Consider the following 10,047-nt stretch of genomic DNA (forward strand, 5'->3'; position numbering starts at 1 on the left):
CGGCGCTCCGGCGCCTGCGCCGCCTCGGCGCGCCCGCCCTGCCGCCCGGCCTTCGTGCCCTGGCGTGGCGCGCCGCCGCGCATGGGCAAGGGCGCGGCATCTGGCTGGGTGGGCGGCACGATGCGGCGGGCGACCGCTACAAGCTCTATGTCGGCACCGGGCCCGCGGCGGCGGAGCTGCTGCCGCAGGCCGCGGCCTGGCGGCCCGGCAGCACCACCGGCCTGCGCCTGTTCCATCTGGGCCTCGAGGATAGCGGGCGGGTGGAGCTGTACTGGCGCCGCCGCCGCCACGAGCCGGGCGACCTTGCGGCCCTCGGCCGCTCAACGGGCCTGGCGGCCGCCGCCTCCCATCTCCGCGCCGAGCTGGCCACGCTCTGCCGGCGCGACCCCGAACTGGCGTTGGAGGGCCATCGGCTTGCCTACAGCGTGCAGCTCGACCCCGATGGCCGGCCGGAAGCCCTTGCCCTGTTCTGGGCGCTGTCGGCCTCCTTCCTCGGCCCCGAGCCGGCGACGCGCGCTTGGCTGGAGGCCAGGGGAGGCGCGGACGGTACGGCGCCGGCGGCGGCGCTGTGGCGGCAAGGCCTGCTGCAGCCCTCCTGGCTCGGCCTGACGGCAAGCATGCAGGGTGCCTCGGCCTATGCCGGGTTGGGCGTCCCGCGCCGGATGTTGCGATAGCTGCATGGAAGCGTGGCAGCCTCGCCAGGAAGGCTGCACTCGCGGGCGCGGAGCTCGGGGGGAGGCGACCTGCAGGGATGTCACCCCCTGGGCTCACCTGCTCACCGGGCCGCGTGCCGCGTATCCTGCTGGCCCGTCCGCGGGCCTTTGCCCGCTGCCTCCGGCCACCCGCCCCCGGTGCTTGACGCGCTGCTGCCATCGGCGAAGAAGGGACGCCGTTGCTGCTTTGGGCCGCTCGTCCGGGCAGCCAGGGCGCCGCGCCGGAGCCCGCCTGCCCTAGAGCGTTTTCGGTTTACATGCGTGCACCGAAAACGCTCTACGCCTTTGGTTGCAGAGCAGATTCACGCCTTCGGGCGATGCCGCCCTACGGCGATCTGCTCTAGCGCGCCGGAATATCCAGCAAGATCAGCGCGGTAAGGTGGTACCTGGGGCCGGACTTGAACCGGCGACCCCGGCATTATGAGTGCCGTGCTCTAACCAGCTGAGCTACCCAGGCGCGGGGTGGCGCTATGGCGGATTTTGCCGGGGGATGCAAGGCCGCCTCCCCCGGCTCGTCGCAGGATCAGGGCGTGCCCTTCAGCACCCGCTTGGCGATGGCCATCTTGTGGACCTCGGTCGGCCCCTCATAGATCCGCTGCACCCGGACCTGGCTGGCCATGAGCTGCAGGGGCAATTCCTTCGTCATCCCCATGGCGCCGAAGCACTGCATGGCGCGGTCGATGGTCTCCTGCGCCATTTCGGTGGCGAAGACCTTCAGCATGGAGGCCTCGTTCCGCACCTCCTCCCCGGCACCGAGCTTGGCCGCGGCGTCGCGGACCATCAGCCGGGCGATGTGGATCTTGGTGGCGGCATCGGCGATCCACCACTGGATGGCCTGGCGGTCCGCCAGCTTCACCCCGAAGGTGACGCGCTGCTTGGCGTGCTCGCACATCATCTCCAGCGCCCGGCGGGCCATGCCGGTGCAGCGCGCGCCCATCTGCAGGCGGCGGACGTTCAGGCGGAGCTGCATCGGCGCATAGCCGGCGCCGAGGGTGCCGAGCACCTGGCTCTCCGGCACGCGGCAATCCTCGAAGACCAGCTCATAGGTCCGGCGGCCGCCGATCATCGGGATCTCGCGCTCGATGATGAAGCCGGGCGTTCCGCGCTCCACGATGAAGGCGGTCACGCCCTCTTGCCGCTTGCCCTCGCCGGTGCGGGCCATGAGGATGATGAAGTCGGCCCGCGGCACGCCGCTGACCCAGATCTTGCGGCCGTTGATGACCCAGTCGGTGCCGTCCTTCACCGCCCGCGTCGTCATCCCCGCCGGATCGCCGCCGGCGCCGGGCTCGGAGATCGCGATGGAGGAGCGCATCTCGCCCCGCGCATAGGGGTCGAGGTATTTGGCCCGCTGCTCCGGATTCGCCACGGCCAGCAGCATGTGCAGGTTCGGGCTGTCCGGCGGGAAGATGAAGGGCGTCACCGTGCGGCCCATCTCCTCCTCGATCGCCATGAGGGCGGCCAGCGGCAGGTCGGCGCCGCCGAACTCCTCCGGCACGTCGAGGCCCCAGAGGCCGAGCTCCTTGCACGTCTCCAGCAGCGGCGCCTCTTCCTCGGGCGTCAGCCCGTAGCGCTGACCCTCGGATTCCCGCTTCAGCACGGCGGCTTCCAGCGGCATCAGGTCGCGCTCGACGAATTTGGCGACGAGGTCGCGCACCATGCGGTGCTCCTCGGCCAGCCCCGGAATGGCGCTGAAATTGTACCCGTCCATCTGTCGCGTCCTCCGCCGTGTTGGCGGGAGATTAGACCCGGGCGGGGCGGGGGGCGAGGGGGGCGCTGCCCCCCTCGCGCTCCCCCTGCCAAAGGCCGAAAGGCCTTTGGAAACCAGGAATTTGGGCTTCGCGGGCTGAACTTGCCACCTTGAGAGGGAGTTGGGCTCCCCGCTCGATCACGCCGGCTGCGCCTGCCGATGTGCGAAGTTGGTCACGTTCAGCTTCCGCCGGTGGTCCTCGTAGCGCAGCGGCTCGTAGCGCGCCGGGCTCTCCGCGCTCACGCAGCTCGGCACCGGGCGGATCACCGCGTCGTTGTTCGGGCCGAAGAAGAAGGGGATGGCGTAGCGCATCTCGTTGTTCGCGTTCAGCACCCGGTGCGGCGTCGGCGCAAAGCGGTCGTTGGAATAGCGCCCGAGCATCTCCGCCGTGTTCACCACGAAGGTGCCGGGGATGGCCGGCGGCCGCAGCCATTCCCCCTCCCGCGTTCGCACCTCCAGCCCCGGCAGCGCGGATTGCGCCAGGAAGGTGATGAAATTGGTGTCGATATGCGGCGCGAAGCCGAACCGCCCCTCCTCCGCCTCGGGCTGCGGCTGGTAGCGGATGAGGCGCAGCGTGCAGGTGGGATCGGCGAAATCCCCTTCCAGGTAATCCTCCGGCATCCCCAGCGCCAGGGTGAAGATCGGCAGCATCCGTTGCGCCAGCGCTTCCATGGCGGTGAAATAGGCCATGGTCGCGCGGCGGAATTCCGGCATGCTCTCCGGCCAGCGGTTCAGCCCGACGAAGGGCTTCTTCGCCAGGATATCCGGGTCGTCCGGCGCCCGGTCGCGGACGATGTAGAAGCTCTCGTTCAGGTTCGGCTGCTTCACCTCGGCGATCTTCGAGGTGCGGATGACCTGCGCGCCGGTGGGCAGGTAGCCGATATTCAGCTCTCCCACCTTCAGCGCCAGCTTCACCTCCTCCGGCAGGGCGAAGAAGGCGGCCGCCGCGGCGAAGCAGCCGGCGGGCAGGGCGGGGTCGATCCCATGCCCCGCCAGCACCAGGAAGCCGGTATCCTCCGCGCTGCGGGCGATGCGCTCGGCCAGCGCCTGCCGCGCGCCGGGCTGGCCTGCCAGGGCGGGCGCGATGTCGAGGACGGGAATGCGGCCGTCCGGGCCGCCTGCATTCTGGCTCATGCCGGGCACCTCGCTGCGTCGGCAGAGCACAGCACGCCCCGGCCGCCCGGGCCAGAGCTTGTCAGCGCCGCCGCCGCGCGCCACCCTGCCGCGCGGGAAACGCCTCTCCGAAGGAGAGACCGCCATGCGCCGGATCTTTGCCTCCGCCCTCCTCGCCCTGCTGCCCGGCCTCGCCCAGGCCCAGGGCGGCACGCTGCGCGCCGTGCTGAACCTCGAGCTCCAGGTGCTCGACCCCATCATCACCACCTCCAACGTGACGCGGGCCTATGGCTACCTGGTCTACGACACGCTGATCAGCATGGATGCCGAGGGCCGCTACCGGCCGCAGATGCTGGAGGGGTGGGAGGCGAGCGAGGACCAGCTCACCTGGACCTTCCGGCTCCGCCCCGGCCTCGAATGGCATGACGGCAAGCCGGTGACCGCCGAGGATTGCGTCGCCTCGCTGGAACGCTGGGGCAGGCGGGACGGGCTCGGCAGCCGGCTGATGGCGGCGGCGAAGGGCTTCCGCGTGGTGGATGCCGCCACCTTCGTGCTGGAGCTGCGCGAGCCCTTCAGCCAGGTGATCGAGGCGATCGGCAAACCTGCGGCGCAGATCCCCTTCATGATGCCGGCGCGGCTGGCGGCAACCGAGATCTCCCGCCCGGTGCCGGAGAGCACCGGCAGCGGCCCCTACACCTTCGACCGCGGCGAGTGGCGCCAGGGGGACCGCGCCATCTTCCGCCGCAACCCGCGCTACAAGCCGCGGGAGGATGCGGCGGACGGCCTCGCCGGCGGCAAGGTGGCCCATTTCGAGCGCGTCGATTTCGTCAGCCTGCCCGATTTCTCGACGCGCGTCGCCGCGCTGCAGGCCGGCGAGGTGGACTACCTGGAATTCGTGCCGACGGATTTCATCGCCCGGCTGCAGCGGGACCGCAATGTCCGCCTGATCAACCCGCGCCCCATCGCGCAGATGATGGGGGCGATGGCGATCAACCACCTGCACCCGCCCTTCAACAACCGTCAGGTGCGCCGCGCCCTGCAACTGGCGATGGACCAGGGCGAGATCATCGCCGGGCTTGGCCTGCCCGCCGCCATGTCCATGCCCTGGTGCCAGTCCATCTTCATGTGCGGCGGCCCCTATGCCTCGGAGGCCGGGACCGAGCGGCTGCGCGAGCCGAGCATCGAGACGGCGCGGGAGGCGCTGCGCGCCTCCGGCTACAACAACGAACCCGTGGTGCTGCTGCATAGCACGGACAGCGTGACCCTGAACCCGATGGCGCTGGTGATCATCGACCGGCTGAAGCGGGCCGGCTTCAACCTGGATGTGCTGGCCAGCGACTACAGCAGCCAGGCGCAGCGCCGCCTGTCGCGGGAGCCGCCGGGGCGCGGTGGCTGGAGCCTGATGCCCCTGGTGTTCACCGGCTACGACATCCTGAACCCGCTGGCCCACTATGCCGTCGCATATAATTGCGGCCAGAACTACCCCGGCTGGCCCTGCGCCCCGGCGCTGACGCCACTGCTGGAGCAATTCGGCAAGGAGCCGGATGCGGCGAAGCGCCAGGCCATCGCGGCGGAAATGCAGCGCATCGTGCATGACGAGGCGCTGATGCTCTTCAATGGCCAATTCTCCGTCCCGGCGGCGCACCGGGAGGATGTGCGGGATGTGCTGCCGGTGGGCTTCCCGGTCTTCTGGAACATGCGCCGGGCGGCGCGGTAGGGCGCGGCCGTCCGCCGCCGCTCAGTCCTTCGCCTCGTCCAGCAGCCCCTGCAGCCAGGCCGCGCCCTCCTCCGGCTGGCCGGACATGGCGAGGTCGGCGCGGATGCGGGTGACGATCAGCGGCACCTCCGGCGCGCCGGAGCGGCGCAGCACGCCGCGCAGATGCGCCAGCAGGTAGCCGGGGGAGGTGCCGGTCGCCACCAGCGTCGCGCCCTCCTGCACCGCCCAATGCTCGGAGGAGATCTCGTAGAGGGAATCGGTGAACGCCTTTCGCGCGGCGGGTTCCAACGCGTCAAGGGAATGCAGGACCAGCAGGCATTGCGGCATGGCGGCCTCAAGCGGGGTGGAGATGCTCAACTATCATCCCTGGCGACTGCGTTGCCACCGCTTCCGCTACCAGGGTGCGATGGCATTGCGCCGGATCGGCCTCCAGGCAGAGCAGGCAGAGCTTTTCCCGCCCCGCCCGCTCGGTCAAAGCCGCCAGCGCGGCCTGCGGCTCGGTGCCCGCCAGATGCGCCGCGAAAATGCGCCGCATCTCGGCCGGCCGGCCGCTCCGCGCCGCCTCCCGCCCCGCCGGCGGCGTGCCGAGCGGGCGGAGATGCCAGTAGCCGATGCCGGCCTCGGCCAGGGAGGCGGAGAGCGCGCCCTTGGAGAAGCCGGGCTTGCGGCTGTTCGCCACCGCCCGGACATCCACCAGCGTGGTGACGCCCGCCGCCTGCAGCGCGGCGATCACCCGGGCGGGCGTCGCCTCGCCATAGCCGATGGTGCAGAGGCGCTGCATCTAGGGCGCGACCGGCGCGGGGCCGCGCGCCCGGGCAGTGCGGCGCCTCACCGCGCGATGGCGGCATGCGCCGCCAGGCAGGCCATGTCGATGAGCTGGTTCACGCTGGCATCCATCGGCACGATCTGCACCGGGTGGGACAGCCCCATCAGCAGCGGCCCGATGGTCGTCGCGCTGGTCAGCCGCGGCGTCGCCCGGGTGAGGATATGCGCCGCGTGCAGCCCCGGCATCACCAGGACATTCGCCGCCCCGGTCAGCCGGCTGAAGGGGTAGAGCCGGGCGCGCAGCGCCGGGTCCAGCGCCACATCGGCCGCCATCTCGCCATCATATTCGAAATCCACCTTGCGCTCGTCCAGCAGCCGCACCGCGTCGCGCAGCGAGCCGGGGATATGCCCCTTCGGGTCGCCGAAGGTGGAGAAGGAGAGGAAGGCGACCCGCGGCTCATGCCCGAGGCGCCGCGCCGCGGCGGCGGAGCGGATGGCGATCTCGGCCAGCGTCGCCGCATCCGGCCGCTCATGGATGGCCGTATCCGCCACGAAGACCGTGCCGGAGACCCGCGCCAGCATCAGCGTCAGCCCGAAGAGCGGGTGGCCCTTCTCCTGGTCGATGGCCGAGGTCACACCCTCCAGCGCCACGGAGTAGCTGCGGGTGAGGCCGGTCACCACCGCATCGGCGTCACCCAGCGCCACCATGCAGCTGGCGAAGACATTGCGGTCCTGGTTCACCAGCCGCTGGCAGTCGCGGAACAGGAAGCCCTCCCGCTGCCGCTTGCCGTAGAGGTAGTCCGCATAGCGCCGGTTGCTGTCGGAGATCCGGGCATTGCGGATCTCGATGCCGTCCGGCAGCGGGATGCCGAGCGCATGGGCGGTGGCGGTGATCCGGTCCTCCCGCCCCACCAGCACCGGGTAGCCATAGCCGGCATTGTGGAAGGCGATGGCGGCGCGGATCACCTTCTCCTCCTCGCCCTCGGCGAAGACGACGCGCTTCGGGTTGGCGCGGACGCGCTCGGTGATCAGCTCCAGCGCATTCGCGGTGGCGTCCAGCCGCGCCGCCAGCGTCCGGCCGTAGCGCGCGAGATCGGTGATGGGCCTGCGCGCCACCCCGCTCTCGATCGCGGCCTTGGCGACGGCCACCGGCACCCGGCTGATGAGGCGCGGGTCGAAGGCGTTCGGGATGATGTAGTCCGCCCCGAAGCGCAGCGACTTGCCGGCGCCGGCGGAACCCACCTCCTCCGGCACGTCCTCCCGCGCCAGCAGGGCGAGCGCGCGGGCGGCCGCGATCTTCATCGCGTCGTTGATCGTGCTCGCCCGCACGTCCAGCGCGCCGCGGAAGATGAAGGGGAAGCCGAGGACGTTGTTCACCTGGTTCGGGTAGTCGCTGCGCCCGGTGGCGATGATGCAGTCCGGCCGCGCCGCTTTCGCCTCCTCCGGTGTGATCTCCGGGTCCGGATTGGCCATGGCGAAGATGATGGGCTTGTCGGCCATGGCGCGGACCATCTCCTGCGTCACCGCGCCCTTCACCGAGAGGCCGAAGAACACATCCGCGCCTTCCAGCGCCTGGGAGAGGCTGCGCGCCTTGGTCTCCACGGCGTGGGCGGATTTCCACTGGTTCATGCCTTCCACCCGGCCGCGATAGATCACGCCCTTGGTGTCGCACATGGTGATGTTCTCGGGCCGCATGCCCATGGCCCGCAGCAGCTCGGCGCAGGCCACCGAGGCGGCGCCGGCGCCGTTGATGACGAGCTTCGTCGTCGCCAGGTCGCGCCCCGTCAGATGCGCCGCGTTGATCAGGCCGGCGGCGGCGACGATGGCCGTGCCGTGCTGGTCGTCGTGGAACACCGGAATGTCCATCAGCTCGCGCAGCCGCTGCTCGATGATGAAGCACTCGGGCGCCTTGATGTCCTCCAGGTTGATCCCGCCGAAGGAGGGGCCGAGGTAGCGGATGGCGTTGACCATCGCATCCACATCCTCGGTGTCGATGCAGAGGTCGATGCCGTCCACATCGGCGAAGCGCTTGAAGAGGGCGACCTTGCCCTCCATCACCGGCTTGGAGGCGACGGCGCCGAGATTGCCCAAGCCCAGCACCGCCGTGCCGTTGGAGATGACCGCGACGAAATTGCCCTTCGAGGTGTAGTCATAGGCCAGCGATTTGTCGCGGTGGATGTGCAGGCAGGGCTCGGCGACGCCAGGGGAATAGGCGAGGGAAAGGTCGCGGGCGGTGACCAGCGGCTTGGTCAGGCGGATCTCCAGCTTGCCGGGGCGTCCCTCGGCATGCATGGCCAGAGCTTCCTCGCCGGTGATGCGGGCGGTGCGTCCGTCGCCCGGCAGTCCAGTGTTGCGCACGTCATCCATTCCGGCGTTCCTCATCCCCGAGGCGAATCCAGGGCGGCCACGCCGCCATCGGCGTCAGCATCGCAGCCGCGGGAGAGGGATGGAAGGTGGCTGCTTCGCAAGGGCGAAAGGCGCGGAGAAAAGCAACTTAAAATTCCGTGCGTTTAACTTCCGCCGGCCGGGCAGGCTTGGCGTCCTCCATTTGGCCCGATGCCGTCGCGCCCGATGCGGCGCCGGGGTCATGGGTTGCAGGCACGGTTACATTTCCCCTTGTGCGTGTAACAGCGTGACGTGAGCTGCCGGGTTTCTTCCGGATCGGCATTTGCCCTGCTGCCCGCCTGGCCCGGATGCTGCCGGCGATCCTCCTCGTCTGATGCACCCTCGGCATCGAGCAGCCGAGCGCTAGGTGACCCGGCTAGCGGTGCGCCACCCCGGCGGCCGCCGAGTCGCGGGCGGCCTTGGGCGCGGCAGCCATTTCCGCCTAATCAGACGGCATGACCGCACTCCCCGCGCCCGAGTCTCCGCCCAGCGCCGAAGGGGCCTCCCCCGCCCTGGCGCAATGGTTCGCCTGCAAGGCCCAGCACCCGGATGCGCTGCTCTTCTTCCAGATGGGGGATTTCTTCGAGCTGTTCTTCGCCGATGCGGAGGCGGCGAGCGAGGCGCTGGACATCGCCCTCTCCTTCCGCGGCGAGCATCAGGGCCGCAAGGTGCCGATGTGCGGCGTCCCCGCCCACAGCCATGAGGTCTATCTGGCGCGGCTGATCCGCCGCGGCTTCCGCGTGGCGCTGGCGCAGCAGATGGAGACGCCGGAGGAGGCCAAGCGCCGCAAGGCCCCGGCCGTCCGGCGGGAGGTGGTGCGCCTCGTCACCCCCGGCACGGTGACGGAGGACAGCCTGCTGGAGGCGGCGCGCCCCGCCTGGCTGCTCGCCCTGGCCCCCGCCGGGGCCAAGGGGGAGGCCAAAGGGGAGGAACGCCTCGGCGCCGCCTGGCTCGACATCACCACCGGCCTGTTCGAGACCGAATCGCTCCCCGCCGCCGAGCTCCCCGCCCTGCTGGCCCGGCTGGAGCCGGCCGAGGTGCTGGCCCCTTCCGGGCTCGGCCCGCCGGGCACGGTGGAGCGGACCCCGCCCCGCGACGCCGCCCGCCGCCTGGCCGAGGCCTGGCAGGTGGCGAGCCTCGACGGCTTCGGCGAATTCGCGCCGGAGGAGCTCGCCGCCGCCGCCATGGCGCTGGACTATGTGGCGGAGACCCAGAAGGGCGCCCTGCCGCGCCTCGCCCGTCCAGTGCCGCGGGGCGGGCAGGGGGTGCTGCAGATGGATGCCGCCACCCGCCGCAGCCTCGAGATCCTCCGTGCCGAGCGGGGCGGGGCGAGGGATTGCCTGCTTGGCGCCGTGGACCGCACGGTGACCGCGGCCGGCGCGCGGGAGCTCGCCGCCCGTCTCGCCTGCCCGCTCGCCGAGGCCGCCGCCATCGCCGCCCGGCACGACGCGGTGGCGGCGCTGCTGGCCGCCACGCCGCTGCGCGGCGCCATCCGCACCCTGCTGAAGGGCGCGCCGGACATGGCGCGCGCCCTGGCCCGCCTCTCGCTGGACCGCTTCGCCCCGCGCGACCTGGCGGCGATCCGGGACGGCCTGACCCGCGCCGCC

The 10,047-nt window shown here is 71.2% G+C and carries 8 protein-coding genes and 1 tRNA gene; 3 read left to right on the plus strand and 6 right to left on the minus strand.

All coding sequences use genetic code 11. The annotated features are described in order from the left end of the window. Window positions 1-674 (plus strand): hypothetical protein (locus NJ376_RS27475; RefSeq protein WP_252956547.1); only part of this gene is annotated, 674 nt, incomplete at its 5' end. Window positions 675-1,093: 419 nt separating this feature from the next. On the opposite strand, the gene NJ376_RS27480 is transcribed toward NJ376_RS27475, so the two are convergent. The 3 genes from NJ376_RS27480 to NJ376_RS27490 form a co-directional block, all read right to left on the minus strand. Then, window positions 1,094-1,170 (minus strand) — tRNA-Met (locus NJ376_RS27480). 66 nt (window positions 1,171-1,236) lie between these two features. Beyond that, window positions 1,237-2,421 (minus strand): acyl-CoA dehydrogenase family protein, encoded by a 1,185-nt coding sequence (locus NJ376_RS27485; RefSeq protein ID WP_252956548.1) that lies wholly within the window; start codon window positions 2,419-2,421, stop codon window positions 1,237-1,239. A 177-nt stretch (window positions 2,422-2,598) separates the two neighbouring features. Then, window positions 2,599-3,594 carry an isopenicillin N synthase family dioxygenase gene (locus NJ376_RS27490; protein WP_252956549.1) on the minus strand — a complete coding sequence of 332 codons (996 nt, stop codon included), beginning with the start codon at window positions 3,592-3,594 and terminating at the stop codon, window positions 2,599-2,601. Window positions 3,595-3,718: 124 nt separating this feature from the next. On the opposite strand from NJ376_RS27490, the gene NJ376_RS27495 reads away from it, so the two are divergent. After that, entirely contained in the window at window positions 3,719-5,290 is a 1,572-nt protein-coding gene (locus tag NJ376_RS27495) for an ABC transporter substrate-binding protein (protein ID WP_252956550.1), read from the plus strand. A 21-nt stretch (window positions 5,291-5,311) separates the two neighbouring features. Here NJ376_RS27495 and NJ376_RS27500 read toward each other — a convergent pair whose 3' ends face one another. Genes NJ376_RS27500 through NJ376_RS27510 form a run of 3 tightly spaced genes read right to left on the minus strand, consistent with a single transcriptional unit; the run spans window position 5,312 to window position 8,422 of the window. After that, complete coding sequence (locus NJ376_RS27500; protein WP_252956551.1) at window positions 5,312-5,647, minus strand: hypothetical protein; 336 nt, start codon at window positions 5,645-5,647, stop codon at window positions 5,312-5,314. After that, window positions 5,625-6,071, minus strand: coding sequence for a DUF488 domain-containing protein (locus NJ376_RS27505; RefSeq protein WP_252956552.1), 447 nt, complete (start codon window positions 6,069-6,071; stop codon window positions 5,625-5,627). The genes NJ376_RS27500 and NJ376_RS27505 overlap by 23 nt, the downstream gene beginning before the upstream one ends. A gap of 47 nt (window positions 6,072-6,118) precedes the next feature. Further along, window positions 6,119-8,422: an NADP-dependent malic enzyme gene (locus NJ376_RS27510; protein ID WP_252956553.1), complete on the minus strand. Its 2,304-nt coding sequence runs from the start codon at window positions 8,420-8,422 to the stop codon at window positions 6,119-6,121. Window positions 8,423-8,895: 473 nt separating this feature from the next. On the opposite strand from NJ376_RS27510, the gene NJ376_RS27515 reads away from it, so the two are divergent. Continuing rightward, window positions 8,896-10,047 (plus strand): MutS N-terminal domain-containing protein (locus tag NJ376_RS27515; protein ID WP_456309989.1); only part of this gene is annotated, 1,152 nt, incomplete at its 3' end.

The organism is Siccirubricoccus soli, from assembly GCF_024178315.1.
Taxonomy (GTDB): domain Bacteria; phylum Pseudomonadota; class Alphaproteobacteria; order Acetobacterales; family Acetobacteraceae; genus Siccirubricoccus; species Siccirubricoccus soli.